Source organism: Streptomyces sp. NPDC086147, from assembly GCF_040702165.1.
Lineage (GTDB): Bacteria > Actinomycetota > Actinomycetes > Streptomycetales > Streptomycetaceae > Streptomyces.
In genome coordinates, this window is record NZ_JBFBJO010000001.1 from 808,064 (window position 1) to 826,871 (window position 18,808).

14 protein-coding genes are annotated in these 18,808 nt (G+C 73.6%); 10 read left to right on the plus strand and 4 right to left on the minus strand.

Annotation, left to right across the window (positions count from 1 at the left end):
* The first annotated feature begins 2 nt into the window (after positions 1 to 2).
* The 4 genes from AB0398_RS03815 (at position 3) to AB0398_RS03830 (ending at position 4,846) form a co-directional block, all read left to right on the plus strand.
* Entirely contained in the window at positions 3 to 521 is a 519-nt protein-coding gene (locus AB0398_RS03815; protein ID WP_366372142.1) for a hypothetical protein, read from the plus strand.
* A 94-nt stretch (positions 522 to 615) separates the two neighbouring features.
* A complete protein-coding gene (locus AB0398_RS03820) occupies positions 616 to 1,125 on the plus strand; it encodes a hypothetical protein (protein WP_366372144.1) in 510 nt (169 codons plus the stop codon).
* A 444-nt stretch (positions 1,126 to 1,569) separates the two neighbouring features.
* The gene (locus AB0398_RS03825; RefSeq protein WP_366372145.1) at positions 1,570 to 1,764 is read left to right on the plus strand and encodes a hypothetical protein; all 195 of its coding nucleotides are present in this window, start codon (positions 1,570 to 1,572) and stop codon (positions 1,762 to 1,764) included.
* A gap of 52 nt (positions 1,765 to 1,816) precedes the next feature.
* Positions 1,817 to 4,846 carry an AAA family ATPase gene (locus AB0398_RS03830; RefSeq protein ID WP_366372147.1) on the plus strand — a complete coding sequence of 1,010 codons (3,030 nt, stop codon included), beginning with the start codon at positions 1,817 to 1,819 and terminating at the stop codon, positions 4,844 to 4,846.
* On the opposite strand, the gene AB0398_RS03835 is transcribed toward AB0398_RS03830, so the two are convergent.
* From AB0398_RS03835 to AB0398_RS03845, 3 genes are all read right to left on the minus strand, one after another.
* Positions 4,730 to 5,017 carry a DUF6191 domain-containing protein gene (locus tag AB0398_RS03835; RefSeq protein ID WP_366372352.1) on the minus strand — a complete coding sequence of 96 codons (288 nt, stop codon included), beginning with the start codon at positions 5,015 to 5,017 and terminating at the stop codon, positions 4,730 to 4,732. The genes AB0398_RS03830 and AB0398_RS03835 overlap by 117 nt on opposite strands.
* Positions 5,018 to 5,042: 25 nt before the next feature.
* The gene (locus tag AB0398_RS03840; protein ID WP_366372148.1) at positions 5,043 to 6,182 is read right to left on the minus strand and encodes a PQQ-dependent sugar dehydrogenase; all 1,140 of its coding nucleotides are present in this window, start codon (positions 6,180 to 6,182) and stop codon (positions 5,043 to 5,045) included.
* A 226-nt stretch (positions 6,183 to 6,408) separates the two neighbouring features.
* Complete coding sequence (locus AB0398_RS03845) at positions 6,409 to 7,410, minus strand: aldo/keto reductase (RefSeq protein ID WP_366372149.1); 1,002 nt, start codon at positions 7,408 to 7,410, stop codon at positions 6,409 to 6,411.
* A gap of 74 nt (positions 7,411 to 7,484) precedes the next feature.
* On the opposite strand from AB0398_RS03845, the gene AB0398_RS03850 reads away from it, so the two are divergent.
* The 6 genes from AB0398_RS03850 (at position 7,485) to serA (ending at position 17,386) form a co-directional block, all read left to right on the plus strand.
* Positions 7,485 to 8,450: a 2-hydroxyacid dehydrogenase gene (locus AB0398_RS03850; RefSeq protein WP_366372150.1), complete on the plus strand. Its 966-nt coding sequence runs from the start codon at positions 7,485 to 7,487 to the stop codon at positions 8,448 to 8,450.
* Positions 8,451 to 9,093: 643 nt separating this feature from the next.
* Entirely contained in the window at positions 9,094 to 11,823 is a 2,730-nt protein-coding gene (locus tag AB0398_RS03855; protein WP_366372353.1) for an EAL domain-containing protein, read from the plus strand.
* 227 nt (positions 11,824 to 12,050) lie between these two features.
* On the plus strand, positions 12,051 to 13,898 hold the full coding sequence (locus AB0398_RS03860) for an acetolactate synthase large subunit (RefSeq protein WP_366372152.1): 1,848 nt from the start codon (positions 12,051 to 12,053) through the stop codon (positions 13,896 to 13,898).
* 37 nt (positions 13,899 to 13,935) lie between these two features.
* Positions 13,936 to 14,463: an acetolactate synthase small subunit gene (gene ilvN / locus AB0398_RS03865; RefSeq protein ID WP_125663775.1), complete on the plus strand. Its 528-nt coding sequence runs from the start codon at positions 13,936 to 13,938 to the stop codon at positions 14,461 to 14,463.
* 94 nt (positions 14,464 to 14,557) lie between these two features.
* Positions 14,558 to 15,559, plus strand: coding sequence for a ketol-acid reductoisomerase (ilvC, locus tag AB0398_RS03870; RefSeq protein WP_365549216.1), 1,002 nt, complete (start codon positions 14,558 to 14,560; stop codon positions 15,557 to 15,559).
* A gap of 237 nt (positions 15,560 to 15,796) precedes the next feature.
* Positions 15,797 to 17,386 carry a phosphoglycerate dehydrogenase gene (gene serA / locus AB0398_RS03875; RefSeq protein ID WP_366372155.1) on the plus strand — a complete coding sequence of 530 codons (1,590 nt, stop codon included), beginning with the start codon at positions 15,797 to 15,799 and terminating at the stop codon, positions 17,384 to 17,386.
* A gap of 307 nt (positions 17,387 to 17,693) precedes the next feature.
* Here serA and AB0398_RS03880 read toward each other — a convergent pair whose 3' ends face one another.
* Positions 17,694 to 18,806, minus strand: a complete 1,113-nt coding sequence (locus AB0398_RS03880; RefSeq protein ID WP_366372156.1) for a helix-turn-helix domain-containing protein — start codon at positions 18,804 to 18,806, stop codon at positions 17,694 to 17,696.
* Between the last annotated feature and the right edge of the window lie 2 nt (positions 18,807 to 18,808).

Here is an 18,808-nt window from a genome sequence, read left to right on the forward strand (position 1 = left end):
GAATGGCCACGACCCTGCCCCTCCCGATCGAGTTCCGCCTGCCGGAGGGCTGGATCCCGGCACCGCCGGACGAGGTCGACGCCCCGGCCGTGGCCTTCGTCGCTCTGCATCCGCAGGCGGACGCCGGATTCACGGCGAACATCACCATCGACGGCGATTTCCTATCGGAGGCCGAGACGCTGGAAGGCGTCGCCGACGACGCGGTGGAACGTCTGCGTGACGGCGCCGAGTCCGTGGCAGTGGTCCGGCGTCGCGACGTCGGATCCGCGCAGGCTCCCGGCCTCACACAGCGGCTGGCGCTTACGGCTGTCGTGCAAGGCGTACGCCGAAACCTCGTCCAGTCGCAGGTCTATCTGGCCATGCTGGACAGCGCGGACCCCAAGCGACGCGCCGTGATCCGGCTGATCCTGACCGCCACCGCGACACAGCACGACCATGTCCTGGAAGACTTCCAGGACTTCCTCCGGACAGTCCGCCCGGACACCGGGCAGGTACCCTCCGGCGGACCTGACAACGCCTGATCACGCCTGATCACGCAAGGTTACGGGCTGGACGGATCCGGTCCTGCCGCAGGGAGATGTTGTGGCCGGGGCCGGAGCTTCGTAGGTTGAGCGGATGGGCATCTTCGACAGACTGACCGGCACCGAGCGTCCCGACCGTGGCACTCCCCCGCGTTCCGCGGAGGAGGTCCGGGCGGCGCTGCTCGCGCTCAACGGGCCGGACGTGCCGTTCGTCGTGCGCGGTGGCGCCCCTGAAGGGGCCGACCTCGTGGCGGAATGGCGGATCTCGGATCCCGCCTGGCACACGTTCTTCATCCGCACCCAGGTGAGCCGGGTCACCCAGTTCAGGATGCGTCTGGTCCCGGCGTCTCATGAAGTCCGCACCATCGACCGCCAGTTCGAGGTCTCGTGGGTCGGTGGTACGCCCACACTGGCTGTGTCGGCCGAAGCGTCACGAGGGCAGGTGAAGACGGTGTCGTGGCGCCGGTCGGTCGAGCGGGAGGCCGAAGGCGACCTCCGGGCGACGGAGTTCTACCGCTTCGACACCTCGGACATGAAGGACCCGCTGCGGGCCGCGGTCCTCGGCGCGGGATGGACCTGGCGCGGAGCGGTCCTCAAGCTCTGACCTCCGTCCACCGGGCCTCACCCTGTCCACGGGGCTCGGATCTGCGAGGTCCTCCCCTTTTCAGTGTGGACACGAGCGGGGTCGAGGACCGCCCGGGCCGGACCGTGGCCGTCCAGGAGCTCGAGCACCTTCTGGTGCGGCCGGCCTCGCCATCGACGTTCGCGACCCCACCGTCCTGCGGTCGCACGCGAGCAGGAGGCGGAAACGGCCCCGCCGTCTCCCCCGACCCGTCCGGAACGGTCCGTCTCCCTCCTCCGCCCCCGATGACCAGCACACGGGCAGCCGGCCATGGAGGGCACCGTCTAAGGACCCCCGAGGAGCGCCTAAGGACCCCCGCGCCCCGAACATGCGGCACTTGCCCGATGCGGCCGGGGCCCCTGGGGGACGACGGTGGAGGCGTCGCGAGAAGCGACGCCGACACCCGGCCCTCCCAGGGAGCACCCGATGTTCGAGTACGAGATCGACCGCATGAACCACGCCCAGCTCGTCCGCGAGGCCGCCGCCCGGCGCCTGTCCCGCGAGGCCGCCGCGTCCGCCGCCCGGGAGCCGCACCGCTCCGGCCGCCGGAGCGGGGGCCGGGACGCGGAGGGGCGGGTGGACGACGGCGGCGGCTCCGGCGGCTTCGTCCGGGCCGCGTGACCCCCCGGTGGCCCCCGGCCCCCGTACGAGCGCCCCCGGCGGCGTCTGTGCGATGCTCGGCCCCGTGGAGACCAGGTCCGTCAGCCCCGTCTTCGTCGGCCGGGCCGGCGAACTCACCGCCCTCACCGAGGCGCTCTCCCGCGCGACCGCGGGAGAGCCGCAGGCCCTGCTCATCGGCGGTGAGGCGGGCGTCGGGAAGACCCGGCTCATCGAGGAGTTCACCGGCACGGCCCGCGACCGGGGCGCCGTCGTCGCCCTCGGCGGCTGCGTCGAGCTCGGCGCCGACGGGCTGCCCTTCGCGCCCTTCTCCGCCGCCCTGCGCGCGCTCCGCCGCTGGCTCCCCGACGAGCTGACCGCCGCCGCCGACGGCCAGCACGGCGAACTGGCCCGGCTGCTGCCCGAACTGGGCGACCCCGGCGGCCACGACCCCGCCGACGAGGACTCCACCGCCCGCCTCTTCGAGCTGACCGTACGGCTCCTGGAACGGCTCGCCGCCGACCGCACGCTCGTGCTCGTCCTGGAGGACCTGCACTGGGCCGACACCTCCACCCGCCACCTCTTCACCTATCTGCTGCGCACCCTGCGGCGCGGCCGGATCGTGGTCGTCGCCAGCTACCGCGCCGACGACATCCACCGCCGCCACCCGCTGCGCCCCCTCCTCGCCGAGCTCGACCGGCTCCGCACCCTCCGCCGCATCGAACTGCCCCGCTTCACCCGCACCGAAGTGCACCGCCAGCTCACCGGCATCCTCGCCGCCGAACCCGACCCGGGCCTCGTCGAGGAGGTCTTCGAACGCTCCGACGGCAACGCCTTCTTCGTCGAGGAACTGGTCGTCTCCCACGAGGCGGGCTGCGCCCCCGGGCGGCTCGGCGACTCCCTGCGCGACCTCCTCCTCGTCCGGGTCGAGGCCCTGCCCGAGGACGCCCAGCGGGTCGTCAGGATCGTCGCCGAGGGCGGTTCCACCGTCGAGTACGGGCTCCTCGCCGCCGTCGCCCGGCTCGCCGAGGACGACCTCATCGAGGCGCTGCGGGCCGCCGTCGGAGCCAACATCCTGCTCGCCGTCCCCGACGGCGACGGCTACCGCTTCCGGCACTCCCTCGTCCGCGAGGCCGTCAGCGACGACCTGCTGCCCGGCGAGCGCTCCCGCCTCAACCGCCGCTACGCCGAGGCCCTGGAGGCCGATCCGACGCCCGTCCGGGCCGACGAGCGGGCCACCCGGCTCGCCACGTACTGGTACCACGCCCACGACCCGGCCAAGGCCCTGCCCGCCGTCCTGCGCGCCTCCGTCGCCACCCGCAAGCGCCACGCCTACGCCGAGCAGCTCCGGCTCCTCGAACGGGCCATGGAGCTCTGGGACGAGGCCCCCGCCGAGGTCCGGGCCTCGCTGCGCCCCATCGACTACGCCGAGTCCTACCCGCCCTGCGGCTGCGACCCCGACACCACCCCCCTGCGCCACCTCGACCTGCTCGCCGAGGCCGCCGTCGCCGCCCGGCTCAGCGGCGAACGCGAACGCGCCCTCAAGATCGGGAAGACGGCGCTGCGGATCCTCGGCGGCGAGGAGGAGCGCGACCCCCTGCGCGCCGCCTGGTTCTGGACCGAGAAGGCCCGCCTCCAGTCCAATCTGGGCCGGGGCGACGGACGCGAGGAGATCGCCCGCGCGCAAGAGCTCGTCAAGGGCCTGCCGCCCTCCGCCGTCCACGCCGTCGTCCTCGTCGGCGCCGCCGGCTGGGGCATGCTCCGCGACCCCGGCCCCGACGCCCTCACCGCCGCCGAACGCGCCGTCGAGTACGCCCGCCTCGTCGAGGCCGAGTCGATCGAGCTCAACGCCCGCCTGACCCTCGGCACCATCAGGGTCGCGGCCGGCGACGTGGACGCCGGCCTCGCCGAGATGCACGCGGTACGGGAACGGACCGGCGCCCTCGGCCAGTTCAACGAGACCGCGCGCGCCCACATCAACATCTCCTCCGCCCTGGAGTTCCTCGGCCGCTCCCACGAGGCCGTCGAGGTCGCCGAAGGGGGCGTCCGCCTCGCCCGCAGGTACGGACTCGTCGACAGCGTCGGCTGGGCCGAGGCCAACCGGGCCGAGTCCCTCTTCTCCCTGGGCCGCTGGGACGAGGTCCGGGAGGCCGCCGAGCGGCTGCTGCGCTCGGCCACCAGCACCAAGCCCCGGGGCTCCGCATCGCTGCGGCTCGCCCAGCTCGCCGCCGCCCGGGGCGAACCGGGTGCCGCCGCCCGCCACCTCGCCGACGCCCGCGCCGTCTACGGCACCCGCGACCCGATCCCGCAGTACACCCTGCCCATGGCCCAGGTCGCGGTCGCCGTGGCCGCCGCCGAGGGGCGCGTCGCCGACGTCCGGGCCGAGCTGGCCGCCGCCGAGCGGGGCGGCTTCCCGCCCGGCACCCACCGCTACGGCTGGCCGCTGGTCCTCACCGCCGTCACCGCCGAGGCCGACAGCCGGGGGCTGCCCGCCGCCGACGAGGGCCGCGCGGAGGCGCTCGCCCTGGTCCGCCGCTGCCTGCGCGCCCTGGCCGCCCCGGTCCCCGTCTGGGCCGCGTACGCCCGGCAGGCCTCCGAGGAGCTGGCCCGCGCCGAGGGCCGCGAGACCGCCGCCCGCTGGGCCGAGGTCGTCACCGCCTTCGAGCCGCTGGACCGTCCGGCCCAGCTCGCCCGCGCCCGCTACCGCCTCGCCGACGCCCTGCTCACCGAGGGCGGCCGGCGCGAGGAGGCCGCCGCCCTGCTGCGCGGGGCCCGCGCCGCCGCCGACCTGCTCGGCGCCCGCCCGCTCCGCGAGGACGTGGACCTGCTCGCCGCCCGCGCCCGGCTCTCCCTGGCCCCCGAGGAGCGGCCCCCGGCGCCGGCGGAGCCCGGGAACGACGCCTTCGGCCTGACCCCCCGCGAACAGGACGTGCTGCGCCTGGTCGCGGCCGGCCGCACCAACCGCCAGATCGCCGAGGAACTGTTCATCTCACCCAAGACGGCCGGCGTCCACGTCTCCCACATCCTCGCCAAGCTCGGCGTCGCCGGCCGCGGCGAGGCCGCCGCCCTCGCCCACCGTCTGCACCTGGTCGCCGCGCCCCGCTGACCCGCCGCCGGGATCCCTCTCCGCGCGGGGGACCCGTATCGTCACCCGCCCCGACCGCAGGTCTATCGGCCCGCGCCCCGGATCCGCGTCCCCCTGGTCCTCCCGGGTCAGGGCGAGACGCTGCCGCTCCTCCTCGGTGTGCCGGCGCCCCGGCGCGAAGAACTCCGCCATCGGATCGAACACGGTCCCGTCCTCCTCACTCCGCCCGGAGGCGGAGGATCCTGTCGTCGCCGGGCCCGGGCGTCCCCCGGGTGTCGGTCTCGCTCGTCACCAGCCAGAGCCGGTCGCCGCCCGTCGCGAGCACGGTCCGCAGCCGTCCGTACTCGCCCTCGAGGAACGCCTCGGGCTCTCCGGAGCGTTCCGCGCCGGAGAGCGGGATCCGCCACAGCCGCTCGCCCCGCAGGCCGGCCATCCAGATCGCGCCCCGCGCGTACGCGATCCCGCTCGGGGAGGCCTCCGAGGTCGGCCACTGGGCCACCGGGTCCGTGAACCCCTCCTTCCCCGCCCGCCCCTCGGCCTCCGGCCAGCCGTAGTTCCGCCCGGCCCCGACCAGGTTCAGCTCGTCCCAGGTGTTCTGTCCGAACTCGGCCGCCCACAGGCGCCCGTCCGCGTCCCAGGCGATCCCCTGCACGTTCCGGTGGCCGTACGAGTAGACCGGCGAGCCCGGGAAGGGATTGCCCGGCGCAGGCTTCCCCTCGGGCGTCATCCGCAGGACCTTCCCGCCCAGCGACTCCCGGTCCTGCGCCAGACCCGTGTCGCCGGTCTCGCCGGTCCCCGCGTACAGCATCCCGTCGGGGCCGAACGCGATCCGCCCGCCGTTGTGCGTGAACCCCTTGGGGATGCCGGTCAGGACCGGCTCCGGCGGCCCGAGCCGGTCACCGGCCCCGCCCCCGTACCGCATGCGCACGATCCGGTTGTCCGAGGACGCCGTCAGGTACGCGTACACCCAGCCGTCCCGGACCGCGAGGCCGAGCAGTCCGCCCTCGCCGGCCGGCACGACCCCCGGCACCTCGCCGAGCGGCGTCTTCGCGCCGGTCCGCCCGTCGATCCTGGTGACCGTCCGCTCGTCCCGCGAGGAGACGAGCAGATCGCCGCCGGGCAGCTCCGCGAGCCCCCAGGGCGACTCCAGGCCCTCGGTCAGCGTCCCCGCCACCGTCACCCGGCCGGCGGCGGCCGGGGGAGCGGCGGCGGTCCCGGAGACCGACGTCGACGCCGACGGGGGCGTACGAGGGCGCTCCTCCGCGCTCCCCGAGGACGCGCCGCCCGGGGCGCAGCCCGCCGCCAGGACCAGCGCGGCGACGCTCCCCAGGGCCTTCACGACGACAGGACGTTTCATGGCGCGCTCCCCTTCGGAGGGTCCGGCGGGCTCGACGGGTCGAACGGCATCCCTACCCCTGAGAACACCTCCCGGCCCGGAGGGGTTCCCGGCGGGGTCCCCCACGGGGGAATCCGGGGAGGACCGGGACGGCCGGTCCCGGGGAGTCGGCTTTTGGTCCCGGGACCCGCGTCCGGTCCCGGACCACCCGGTCCCGGGGAGTCCGCGTCCGGTGCGTCCGGACCGCTCAGTCCCAGGACCCCCGGGGCGCCGGGAGCGTCGCGATCTCCGTCAGGTCCTCCGGCGTCAGCCGCAGCGAGGCCGCCGCCGCGTTCTCCACCGCCCACCGCTCCCGCTTCGTCCCCGGCACCGGCACCACGTGCCGTCCCCGGCCGAGCACCCACGCCAGGGCCACCTGCGCCGGGGTGACGTCCGCCCCGTGCCGCGCGGCCACCCGGCGCAGGCCCGCCACGAGCGGCTGGTTCGCCGCCATCATCTCCGCCGTGAACCGGGGGTGCCGGGCCCGCGGGTCGTCCGGCTCGAAGCCGCCGCCCGGGGTCAGCGTCCCGGTCAGGAAGCCGCTGCCCAGCGGCATCGCCGCCAGGAAGCCGACGCCCCGGGCCGCGCACCAGGGCAGCAGCCGCGCCAGCGCCTCCTGCGACCACACCGACAGCTCGGCCTCCACCGCCGCCACCGGGAACACCTGCTGGATCCGTTCGAGCTGCCGGATCGTTCCCTCGTAACCGTCGCGGGCCGTGCCCCGGCGTCCGGTCCGGGCGCCGACGGCGCAGAGCCCGAGCGCCCGCACCTTGCCCGCCGACACCAGCTCGGCCATCGCGCCCCAGGTCTCCTCGACCGGCACCTCGGGGTCCGCCCGGTGCAGCTGGTACAGGTCGATGACGTCGGTCTGGAGCCGCCGCAGCGAGGCGTCGCAGGCCCGACGCACGTACCCCGGGCGCCCGTTGGCCACCACGTGCTGGTCGCCGACGAGCAGTCCGCACTTCGTCGAGACGAACGCCTCGGCCCGTCGCTCCTTCAACACCCGCCCCACCAGAAGCTCGTTGGTGAACGGGCCGTACATGTCGGCGGTGTCGAGCAGGCTCACCCCGGCGTCGAGGGCCGCGTGCACGGTCCGCAGCGAGCGGTCCCCGCGCTGTTGCGAACGGCTGTACGCCCAGTGCATCGGCATGCACCCCAGGCCGATCGCCCCCACGTCGAGCGCCGCCGCCCCGATAGTCCTGCGCTCCACCTGCCGGTACCCCTCCCTGTGCCGCCCCCAAAGTAACCAATGGGGCACGGGATTCTTCGCATAGCCTCCCGGACATGAGATGCGAAGACACGGCCGCCGACGTGTGGCTCCCGATTCCCGCGGACGAGATCGAAGATCTTCCCGAGCCGGGCGAGTCCGGCCTGAACTACCGCTTCTGGGACGGCGGACCGGAGTTCCCGGCCGATCCCGCGCACTGCGCCTTCTACGTCGTCCCGTACATGAAGGGCACGGAGATCGCCGTCCGGCCGCTCGCCGGGATGACCTCGGTCCGGGTCGTGCAGACCCTGTCCGCCGGCATCGACCACGTCACCCCCGGCATCGGCTCGCTGCGGCCGGGCGTCGCCCTGTGCAACGCCAAGGGCGTGCACGAGGCCAGCACCGCCGAGCTCACGCTCGCCCTGATCCTGGCCTCGCTGCGCGGCATCCCCGGGTTCGTGCGCGGCCAGGACGCCGAGGAGTGGCGGGCCGGCTTCTACCCGGCGCTCGCCGACAAGTCCGTCCTGATCGTCGGGTACGGCTCGATCGGCGCCGCGATCGAGGACCGGCTCGCACCCTTCGAGTGCGCGCGGGTGGTGCGCGTCGCACGCTCCGCACGCACCACAGGGCGCGGCCCGGTCCACGCCCTGGCCGACCTGCCGGCCCTCCTGCCGGAGGCGGACGTCGTCGTCCTCTCCACCCCGCTCACGCCCGCCACCAGGCATCTCGCCGACGCCGGGTTCCTCGCGCGGCTCAAGGACGGGGCGCTCCTGGTGAACGTCGCCCGGGGCCCCGTCGTCGACACGAACGCGCTGCTCAAGGAGGTCGAGAGCGGCAGGATCACGGCGGCGCTCGACGTCACGGACCCGGAACCGCTGCCGACCGGACACCCTTTGTGGCACGCTCCCGGTGTCCTGATCAGCCCCCACGTGGGCGGTTCCACCTCGGCCTTCATGCCGCGGGCGAAGCGGCTGATCGCGGGGCAGCTGCGGCGGTTCGCGGCGGGCGAGGACCTGGTCAACGTCCTCCTCACCACCGGCTGAGCCCCGTCCGGACGCGGCGGCCGGACGCCGCCGCGGGGCGTCGCCGGGCGCCGCCGGACGGCGCACGCCCGGCGCACAACGGACACAACTCCCCTGGTCGTCACGGAGAGTACTGCGAACCTGTCCCTGAGTGACCAACCTGGTGTATCGTCCCGGAGCGGGGGACTGCGTCGAGTACGGGCTGACGCCGGGGAGCGAAGTGACGGGACATCAGATTCCGAGGGGGGCGACGGGTGGAGCACGGCCTGAGGACCGACGATCCGACGCGACGGCACCGCCGTCCGCCGGCCTTCCGGGCCTCGCCGCCGGCCTCGTGCGTTCGGTGCCGGACCAGGCCGCGCCGCACCGGTCGCCCGGCCCCCCGGGGCCGACGGACACCGCCGGGCGGGCGGTGGCCGGGGGCGTCGCGCCCCCGGACCGCGGCGCCGCCCCCGACCGCCGCGACTGCGACGGGCACGCCCCCGGGGGTGCCGACGAGCCGCCCGCCCGGCCGCACGACGCGGCCGCGTGCGGGAGCCCGGCGCCGGAGGGCCCGGTGAGCGCGCCCGGGGCCGTCCTGGTGCGCCGCCCCGTCGGCGACGGGGATCCGGGGCCCCCGCCCCCCGGGCGCCCCGGCGCCGGGGCGGTCCTCGCCCAGGTCGCCCTGGGGCTCCTCTGCGCGGGCTACACAACCGGCGCCTCCCTCGGCTGGGGCTCGCCGGAACTGGCGCTCTTCATGGGCGACTTCGGACTGAGCGCCGCCGCCCTGACCGCCGCGGTCTCCTGCTACCTCTACGCCCGGGCCCACCGCGGCAGCGCCCGCCCCGCCTGGCTGCTCTTCGCCTTCTCCTCGTTCATGGCCGCCGCGGGGAACGCGGTGTGGGGCTGGTACGAGGTCGTCCTGCGCACCGAGGTGCCGGACTTCTCCGTCGCCAACGTCTTCTTCCTGCTCTTCGCGCCGCCTGCCATCGTCGGCCTCCTGGTCCTGGCGAAGAAGCCCGCCAACCGGGCCGGCTGGGTCTGCCTGGCGCTCGACACCTGGCTCATCGGCGGCTCCCTGCTCACCCTCTCGTGGAGCCTGGCCCTCGCCCGCACCGCCCACTTCGGGGGCGAGTCCGTCGCCCGCGCCGCGCTCTCCCTCGCGTACCCCCTGCTCGACATCGTCCTCGTCAGCATGGTGCTCGTCCTGCACTTCCGGCGCGCGCAGGCCAACCGCTCCGCGACCAACACCGCGATCGCCGCCCTCGCCCTCACCGTCCTGTGCGACGCCCTGTTCACCTCGCCGCTGCTCCGCGAGAACTACGCCTCCGGCCAGCTCCTCGACGCCGGCTGGTTCGCCGGCTCCCTGCTGCTGGCCTACGCGCCCTGGGGAGTGCGCCGGCTCCCGGACGGCGCGGCCGCCGCACGCGGCCCGGGGCTCCACAGCCGTCCGGTCGCCGGTTCGCTCGCCGCCCTCACCCCGTACCTCGCCGCCGCCGTCTGCACCCTCGGCATCCTCTACAACGTGGTCGAGGGGCGCCGGGTCGACCGCGTCGTCGTCCTCACCGGCTGCGCGGTGGTGCTCGCCCTCGTCGTGCGGCAGGGCATCATGCTCCTCGACAACATCGCCCTCACCCACGAACTGGCCCACAAGGAGAACCACTTCCGGTCGCTCGTGCAGGGCTCCAGCGACGTCATCATGATCGCCGCGCCCAACGGCAGGCTGCACTACGTCAGCCCGGCCGCCTCCGGGGTGTACGGGCGGGACGCCGACGAGCTGATCGGCACCGAGCTCGCCGCCCTCATCCACCCCGACGACCTCGGCGCCGTCGTCCACGAGGTGCGGCGGTTCCTGGCCGCCCCGCCTGCCGACGAGCCCACCACCCGGATCGAGTGCCGCTTCCGCTCGGGCCGCGGCGGGGACTGGCTGAACGTCGAGTCGACCGTCAGCCGTCACCAGGGCGGCCTGATCTTCAACAGCCGGGACGTCACCGAACGCGTCCGCCTCCAGGCCCAGCTCCAGCACAACGCCGAGCACGACCCGCTCACCGACCTGCCCAACCGGGCGCTCTTCACCCGGCGGGTCCGGCAGGCCCTCGGCGGCCGCCGCTCCTCCGACCCCGGCACCGCCGTGCTCTTCATCGACCTCGACGGCTTCAAGGGGGTCAACGACCGCCTCGGCCACCAGGCCGGCGACGAGCTCCTCGTCCAGGCCGCCCGCCGCCTCCACGACTCCGTACGGGCCGGGGACACGGCCGCCCGGCTCGGCGGCGACGAGTTCGCCGCCCTCATCCTCGGCGACGGCGGCAGCGACCGGACGGCCCGCAGGAACCAGGTCCACGAGATCGCCGACCGGCTCCGGCTCACGCTCTCCCAGCCGTACCGCCTGGACGGCGGCCAGGAGGCGCGGGTCGCCGCCTCCATCGGCGTCGCCTTCGCCGAGCCCGGCGTCGACGCCGGCGACCTGCTGCGCAACGCCGACCTCGCCATGTACCGCGCCAAGGCCGCCGGCAAGGACCGCGTCGAGCTCTACGCCCCCCAGATGCAGGCCGAGGTCGTCCGGCGGACGGAGCTGGCCGCCCGGCTGCGCACCGCACTCCACGACGGCGAGTTCGCCCTGCTCCACCAGCCGGTCGTCGACCTCGCCACCGGCCGGATCGCCGCCGTCAGCGCCCAGGCCCGCTGGCGCTCCGCCCAGGGGATCCTCTTCACCCCCGCCGAGTACCTCCGCGTCACCGACGACGGCGACCGCACCGCCGAGCTCGGACGCTGGCTCCTCGAAGAGGCCGTGGAGCAGGCCGCCGAGCGGGCGGGAATCGGCCATCGCACGCCGGTCTCCATCCGCCTCTCCGCCCGGCGCCTCCTGGACCGCTCGCTGCCGCTCGGCTCCGTCGAGTCCCTGCTCACCCGGCACGGGCTGCCGTCCGGCTCGCTGATCGTCGAGCTCGCCGACAGCGACCCCCGGATCCCGCTCGACGAGCTGGAGCAGCGCCTGGCCGTCCTGCGCAGGCTCGGGGTGCGGATCGCGCTCGACGGCTTCGGCAGCGGACACGTGGCGGTCAACGCCCTGCGGCGGCTCCCCGTCGACATGCTGAAGCTGGACCGGGGGCTCGTCGAGGGCGTGGTCGAGTCCGCCCGGCTCCGCAAGATCACCCGCGGTGTGCTCCGCACCGCCGGCGAGCTCGGCATCCGGACGGTCGCCGACGGCGTGGACGTGCCGGAGCAGGTCGTCGCCCTGCGGTCCATGGGCTGCACCCACGCCCAGGGCATGGCCTTCTCGGGTCCGCTCGACGAGTACCGGCTGCGCAGGGCCCTGGTCAGGGACGAGTACCCGCTGCCCGGAGCGGTCCCCGTGCGTGTCGGAAACCACCCCCCGATCCGCTCACATACTGAGACGCCCGTCCCACCCACTTGACAGTGCAGCGGGCTGAGGGAGAGGGTCAGTGCCATGCGCACCCGAATTCTCGTACTTGGAAAGCGCGTCGGCTGAAGCAGGGCCACCGTAGGCCCGGCTTAGAACGCACCGACGCGCTCCCCTCGCTTGCCTCACGGCACGAGGGGTTTTTTGTTGCACCGGCTCCCTTTGAAATCGCCGCAAACCCTCATAGAACACCTCGCAAAAACCCTCTGCTTCGAGAAGAGATGCTGATGACCGAGCAGGCCACCGGGCACCATCCGCAGCCGCGGCCCCGTAACGGCGCGCTGCCCACCCCCGTCGAGCACGTCACGGGCGCGCAGTCCCTCATCCGCTCTCTCGAAGAGGTGGGCGCGGACACCATCTTCGGCCTGCCCGGCGGCTGCATCCTCCCGGCCTACGACCCGCTGATGGACTCGCAGAAGGTGCGCCACATCCTGGTCCGCCACGAGCAGGGCGCGGGCCACGCCGCCACCGGCTACGCCCAGGCGACCGGCAAGGTCGGCGTCTGCATGGTGACCAGCGGCCCCGGCGCGACCAACCTGGTCACCCCGATCGCCGACGCGCACATGGACTCCGTCCCGCTCGTCGCGATCACCGGCCAGGTCGCCTCCAAGGCCATCGGCACGGACGCCTTCCAGGAGGCGGACATCTGCGGCATCACGATGCCGATCACCAAGCACAACTTCCTGGTCACCAAGGCCGAGGACATCCCGCGGACGATCGCCGAGGCCTTCCACATCGCCTCCACCGGCCGCCCCGGCCCGGTCCTGGTCGACATCGCCAAGGACGCCCTCCAGGCGAAGACCACCTTCTCCTGGCCGCCGCAGACCGACCTGCCCGGCTACCGCCCGGTCACCAAGCCGCACGCCAAGCAGATCCGCGAGGCCGCCAAGCTGATCAGCGCCGCCAAGCGGCCCGTCCTGTACGTCGGCGGCGGCGTCATCAAGTCCGGCGCCACCGCCGAGCTGAAGATCCTCGCCGAGCTCACCGGCGCCCCGGTCACCACCACCCTGATGGCCCTCGGCGCCTTCCCCGACAGCCACCCGCTGCACGTCGGCATGCCGGGCATGCACGGCTCCGTCACCGCCGTCACCGCGCTCCAGAAGGCCGACCTGATCGTCGCCCTCGGCGCCCGCTTCGACGACCGCGTCACCGGCAAGCTCGACAGCTTCGCCCCGTACGCCAAGGTCGTCCACGCGGACATCGACCCGGCCGAGATCGGCAAGAACCGCGTCGCCGACGTCCCGATCGTCGGCGACGCCCGCGAGGTCATCGCCGACCTGGTCCAGGCCGTCCAGGCCGAGCACAGCGAGGGCAACAAGGGCGACTACACCACCTGGTGGAGCGACTTGAACCGCTGGCGCGAGACCTACCCGCTCGGCTACGACCTGCCGGAGGACGGCAGCCTCTCGCCGCAGCAGGTCATCCAGCGCATCGGACAGCTCGCCCCCGACGACACGATCTTCACCGCAGGCGTCGGCCAGCACCAGATGTGGGCCGCCCACTTCATCGACTACGAGCAGCCGGCCACCTGGCTGAACTCCGGCGGCGCCGGGACGATGGGCTACGCCGTCCCCGCCGCGATGGGCGCCAAGGCCGGTCTGCCCGACCGTCCCGTCTGGGCCATCGACGGCGACGGCTGCTTCCAGATGACCAACCAGGAACTCACCACCTGCGCCCTGAACAACATCCCGATCAAGGTCGCCATCATCAACAACGGCGCCCTCGGGATGGTCCGCCAGTGGCAGACCCTCTTCTACAACCAGCGCTACTCCAACACCGTCCTGCACTCCGGTCCCGACGAGCTGAAGGCGAACAAGGGCACCCGCGTCCCCGACTTCGTCAAGCTCTCCGAGGCCATGGGCTGTGTCGCCCTGCGCTGCGAGGACCCGGCCGACCTGGACAAGGTCATCGCCGAGGCCAACGCCATCAACGACCGGCCGGTCGTCGTCGACTTCATCGTCCACGAGGACGCCCAGGTCTGGCCGATGGTCGCCGCCGGCACCTCCAACGACGAGGTCATGGCCGCCCGGGGCGTCCGTCCCGACTTCGGCGACGGCGAAGACGACTGAGTACGCAGAGCGACAGCGAAAAGGAAGAGACCCTGACATGTCCACCAAGCACACGCTCTCCGTCCTCGTCGAGAACACGCCCGGCATCCTCGCCCGGATCGCCGCCCTGTTCTCCCGCCGCGGCTTCAACATCGACTCGCTCGCCGTCGGCGTCACCGAGCACCCCGACATCTCCCGCATCACCATCGTGGTCAACGTCGAGGGACTGCCCCTGGAGCAGGTGACCAAGCAGCTCAACAAGCTGGTCAACGTCCTGAAGATCGTCGAACTCGAGCCCAGCGCCGCGATCCAGCGCGAGCTCGTCCTGGTGAAGGTCCGCGCCGACAACGAGACCCGCTCCCAGATCGTCGAGATCGTCCAGCTCTTCCGCGCCAAGACCGTGGACGTCTCGCCCGAGGCCGTCACCATCGAGGCCACCGGTTCGAGTGACAAGCTGGACGCCATGCTCAAGATGCTGGAGCAGTTCGGCGTCAAGGAGCTCGTCCAGTCCGGCACGATCGCCATAGGGCGTGGCGCCCGGTCCATCACCGACCGGTCCCTGCGGTCCCTCGACCGTTCCGCCTGAGCCCCGCCCGGTCCGTCTGACGAGACCGCACGACCTCCCTTCCCCCGCCCGCCGTACGGTGGGACGCAACACCAGCACACCAAGGAGAATCCCAGTGGCCGAGCTGTTCTACGACGCCGACGCCGACCTGTCCATCATCCAGGGCCGCAAGGTCGCGGTGATCGGTTACGGCAGCCAGGGGCACGCCCACGCGCTGTCGCTCCGTGACTCGGGTGTCGACGTCCGCGTCGGTCTGCACGAGGGCTCCAAGTCCAAGGCCAAGGCCGAGGAGCAGGGCCTGCGCGTGGTCACGCCCGCCGAGGCCGCCGCCGAGGCCGACGTCATCATGATCCTCATCCCGGACCCGATCCAGGCCCAGGTCTACGAGGAGTCCATCGCCCCGAACCTGAACGACGGCGACGCCCTCTTCTTCGCGCACGGCTTCAACGTCCGCTTCGGCTTCATCAAGCCCCCGGCCGGCGTCGACGTCGCCCTGGTCGCCCCGAAGGGCCCGGGCCACCTGGTCCGCCGCCAGTACGAGGAGGGCCGCGGCGTCCCCGCGATCGCCGCCGTCGAGCAGGACGCGACCGGCAACGCCTTCGCCCTGGCGCTCTCGTACGCCAAGGCCATCGGCGGCACCCGCGCCGGCGTCATCAAGACCACCTTCACCGAGGAGACCGAGACCGACCTCTTCGGCGAGCAGGCCGTCCTCTGCGGCGGTGCCTCGGCGCTGGTCAAGGCCGGCTTCGAGACCCTGGTCGAGGCCGGCTACCAGCCGGAGATCGCCTACTTCGAGTGCCTGCACGAGCTGAAGCTCATCGTCGACCTCATGTACGAGGGCGGCCTGGAGAAGATGCGCTGGTCGGTCTCCGAGACCGCCGAGTGGGGCGACTACGTCACCGGCCCCCGCATCATCACCGACGCCACCAAGGCCGAGATGAAGAAGGTCCTCACCGACATCCAGGACGGCACCTTCGCCAAGAACTGGATGGACGAGTACCACGGCGGTCTGAAGAAGTACAACGAGTACAAGTCCCAGGACGAGCAGCACCTCCTGGAGACCACCGGCAAGGAGCTGCGCAAGCTCATGAGCTGGGTGAACGACGAGGAGGCGTAAGCCCTCCGGGGCGGGGCCGGACACGCTGTCCGGCCCCGTTCCACGTGGTTGGACACGCCGTCCAACCACGGAAGGGTGATCCTTCCAACGAGGCGCATGAACCGTGCCTTCGCACCACTACACTGCTCAACAACATACGCGTCAGGCCCACAGCGTCGTGCGCTTTCACGCGGCAAGCCCCCTCCACCGCCTGCGGCCGTCGGGACGGCCGTCCGCACTGGACCTGTGAGGACTCACGTGAGCTCGAAACCTGTCGTACTCATCGCTGAAGAGCTGTCGCCCGCCACCGTCGACGCGCTGGGCCCGGACTTCGAGATCCGGCACTGCAACGGCGCCGACCGCGCCGAGCTGATCCCCGCCGTCGCCGACGTGGACGCGATCCTGGTCCGCTCCGCGACCAAGGTCGACGCCGAGGCCCTTGCCGCCGCGAAGAAGCTCCGGGTCGTCGCCCGCGCCGGCGTCGGTCTGGACAACGTCGACGTCTCCGCCGCCACCAAGGCCGGCGTGATGGTCGTCAACGCCCCGACGTCCAACATCGTCACCGCCGCCGAGCTCGCCTGCGGCCTCCTCGTCGCCACCGCGCGCAACATCCCGCAGGCCAACACCGCGCTGAAGAACGGCGAGTGGAAGCGCTCCAAGTACACCGGCGTCGAGCTGAGCGAGAAGACCCTCGGCGTCGTCGGCCTCGGCCGCATCGGCGTCCTGGTCGCCCAGCGCATGTCCGCCTTCGGCATGAAGATCGTCGCGTACGACCCCTACGTGCAGCCGGCCCGCGCCGCCCAGATGGGGGTGAAGCTGCTGACCCTGGACGAGCTCCTGGAGGTCGCGGACTTCATCACCGTCCACCTGCCGAAGACCCCGGAGACCCTCGGTCTCATCGGCGACGAGGCGCTGCACAAGGTCAAGCCCTCCGTCCGCATCGTCAACGCCGCGCGCGGCGGGATCGTGGACGAGGCGGCGCTGTACTCGGCGCTCAAGGAGGGCCGGGTCGCCGGCGCCGGCCTCGACGTGTACGCCAAGGAGCCCTGCACGGACTCCCCGCTCTTCGAGCTCGACCAGGTCGTCTGCACCCCGCACCTCGGCGCCTCCACGGACGAGGCCCAGGAGAAGGCCGGCATCGCCGTCGCCCGCTCGGTGCGCCTGGCGCTCGCCGGCGAGCTGGTCCCGGACGCGGTCAACGTCCAGGGCGGCGTCATCGCCGAGGACGTCAAGCCCGGTCTGCCGCTCGCCGAGAAGCTCGGCCGGATCTTCACCGCCCTCGCGGGCGAGGTCGCGGCCCGGCTCGACGTCGAGGTCTACGGCGAGATCACCCAGCACGACGTGAAGGTGCTCGAACTCTCCGCGCTCAAGGGCGTGTTCGAGGACGTGGTCGACGAGACCGTGTCGTACGTCAACGCCCCCCTGTTCGCGCAGGAGCGCGGCGTCGAGGTGCGCCTGACCACCAGCTCCGAGTCGCCCGACCACCGCAACGTGGTCACCGTGCGCGGCACCCTCGGCAGCGGCGAGGAGGTCTCGGTCTCCGGCACCCTGGCCGGCCCCAAGCACCTCCAGAAGATCGTCGCCGTCGGCGAGTACGACGTGGACCTGGCGCTCGCCGACCACATGGTCGTGCTGCGCTACGAGGACCGCCCGGGCGTCGTCGGCACGGTCGGCCGGATCCTCGGCGAGGCCGGTCTGAACATCGCCGGCATGCAGGTCTCCCGCGCGGAGGAGGGCGGCGAGGCGCTCGTCGTGCTCACCGTGGACGACACCGTCCCGGCGGCGGTGCTCTCGGACATCTCGGCGGAGATCGGCGCCACCTCGGCCCGCTCGGTCAACCTGATCTGACGCACGGCCCCGCGCCCCGCGCCCGGTCGTCGGCCGCTCGTCCCGTACGAGCGCCCGGCGGCCGGGCGTCGTGCTGTCACGGACGCCTCAGCGCCAGGGGATGTGCTTCCAGGGGCTGCCCTCGTGTTCGGTGAGGGACCTCCGCCTTCGGCGCGAGGACGAAGGGGTCCGTGCCCGCCGGCACCCGTGTCGCGGCGTCGACGTCGTCGCGCACCGCGGCCTCGTACAGCCGGTGCTCGACCTTCCGTGGGCGGGACCCAGCCGCCGAACGCTCCCCCTGTGCTCGTGATCCGACCCTGGGGAATCCCTACAACCGGGCCGACTTCAGGGACATGTGGAGCAGCAGCCGGTCCTCGCCGTCGTCCAGGTCCAGGCCGGTGAGCTGCTCCACCCGGGACAGCCGGTAGTAGAGGGTCTGCCGGTGGATCCCCAGGGCCGCCGCCGTGCGCCCCGCCTGGCCCGCGTGGTCGAGGTACGCCTCGGCCGTGCGGGCCAGTTCCGTGTGGGCGGGGGCCAGCAGCGGCGCGACGACCGGGTCGACCTCGGGGTGGTAGAGCGCCGCCAGGAGCCGGTACGGGCCGATCCCGGCCCACTCCGCGACCGGGCCCAGCTTCGGCTGCGCCGTCGCGGCACGCGCCGCCGTGCTCGCCTCCCGCCAGGCCGCCGGAAGCTCCGCGAGGCCCCGGCGGGGGACGGCGATCCCGGCCGGGGCGTCCCCGCGCAGCCGCTCGGCCGCCGCGCGGGCGGGGGAGGGGTCCTCGGCCGTGCGCAGCCGTACGAGGAGGGCGAGGGAGGCGGCGTCCGGGAGCGCGGCGACCGCCGCCGCGCCGGGGACGGCCCGTACCGAGGGGGTCTCGCCCCGCCACGGGGTCACGCACACGACGGCGTGCAGGCCGTCCGCACTGGGCCCCAGGGCCGCCCGCAGCGCCGCGACGGCCATGTCGTTCTGCCAGCCGCGCCCGGCGGTCAGGGCCGCGGTGAACTCGCGCGAGAGGTCCGTGCCCGCCCGCTCCTCGTCGGCGAGGAGCCCGCCGATCCGGGCGGCCACCTCCATGGCCGCCGCGAGCTGCTCGGGCGGGGGCCCCGGCTCGGCGTCGAGCAGCCACACGTACCCGAGGACGACACCCCGATGGCGTACGGGAAGGCAGATCCGGTCCCGGAAGACGCCCGCGTCCGGGGAGGCGGGGATGCGGACCGGGCCCTCCGCCCGGGTGATGCCGAAGCCCTCGAACCAGGCGCGGACCGCCGGGGTGGACCGCCGGGTCAGGATCGACCGGGTCCGGACCGGGTCCATCGCCGTGTCGTCGTCGCTGTCGTGGGCACCGAAGGCGATCAGCCCGAAGTCGCGGTTCTCCAGCGTCGCCGGGGCCCCGAGGAGTGCGGAGATCTCGTCCACCAGGTCTTGGTAATCGCCCTTCACCG

Bases quoted from the DNA above. Each gene is read 5' to 3' on its own strand.
- AB0398_RS03820 (WP_366372144.1), top strand. From the start codon at position 616: ATGGGCATCTTCGACAGACTGACCGGCACCGAGCGTCCCGACCGTGGC.
- AB0398_RS03850 (WP_366372150.1), top strand. From the start codon at position 7,485: ATGAGATGCGAAGACACGGCCGCCGACGTGTGGCTCCCGATTCCCGCG.
- AB0398_RS03825 (WP_366372145.1), top strand. From the start codon at position 1,570: ATGTTCGAGTACGAGATCGACCGCATGAACCACGCCCAGCTCGTCCGC.
- ilvN (WP_125663775.1), top strand. From the start codon at position 13,936: ATGTCCACCAAGCACACGCTCTCCGTCCTCGTCGAGAACACGCCCGGC.
- AB0398_RS03835 (WP_366372352.1), bottom strand. From the start codon at position 5,017: ATGGCGGAGTTCTTCGCGCCGGGGCGCCGGCACACCGAGGAGGAGCGG.
- AB0398_RS03815 (WP_366372142.1), top strand. From the start codon at position 3: ATGGCCACGACCCTGCCCCTCCCGATCGAGTTCCGCCTGCCGGAGGGC.
- AB0398_RS03860 (WP_366372152.1), top strand. From the start codon at position 12,051: ATGCTGATGACCGAGCAGGCCACCGGGCACCATCCGCAGCCGCGGCCC.
- AB0398_RS03840 (WP_366372148.1), bottom strand. From the start codon at position 6,182: ATGAAACGTCCTGTCGTCGTGAAGGCCCTGGGGAGCGTCGCCGCGCTG.
- AB0398_RS03830 (WP_366372147.1), top strand. From the start codon at position 1,817: ATGCTCGGCCCCGTGGAGACCAGGTCCGTCAGCCCCGTCTTCGTCGGC.